Here is a 446-nt window from a genome sequence, read left to right as displayed (position 1 = left end):
CCGTTGTTTTTGCTGAATTGCAGAAGCAATTGCCATTGGTCAGCAAAATCGGTGCGCCTGAAGACGTGGAACGCGTTATCAATACGGCAGTAATGGGAGTGCCTTTGCAGTTGTTGAATCAAACTCCTCCTGGTTTGCCGTTCCGAATGGATAATGTTTACTTTAGATTAGACAAACGGCATGTGGCATTTTCAAGAATGATGCAATCGCAGGTATGTAGTATTTATGTTCCAACATCTATACTTAATTTACATTTAAGCTTATTTGCAGTAGTGAGTATTTAGTATGAACCATAATCCATTGATTCGAAGTGAATTAAGAGATACTGCTTTGACTGTATCCGCATTATCGGCAGGTTTTAGTCCCGAGCATGCCTCAACATGGTATGAGTATGGCAAAACTTTGGTAGAGAATTTAAGAAAGAATTTAGCAAGCTCTGGTCGTAG

1 protein-coding gene is annotated in these 446 nt (G+C 39.9%); it reads left to right on the top strand.

From position 1 onward, the window contains the following. The coding region (gene tssK, locus ACTHUR_RS20945) for a type VI secretion system baseplate subunit TssK (RefSeq protein ID WP_440400736.1) at positions 1 to 284 on the top strand (284 nt) is incomplete at its 5' end. Positions 285 to 446 lie beyond the last annotated feature (162 nt).

It is taken from the genome of Neisseria sp. P0021.S007 (assembly GCF_051956855.1).
Note: the sequence above shows the minus strand (reverse complement) of the source record. Positions and strands in the feature narration are given on the sequence as shown.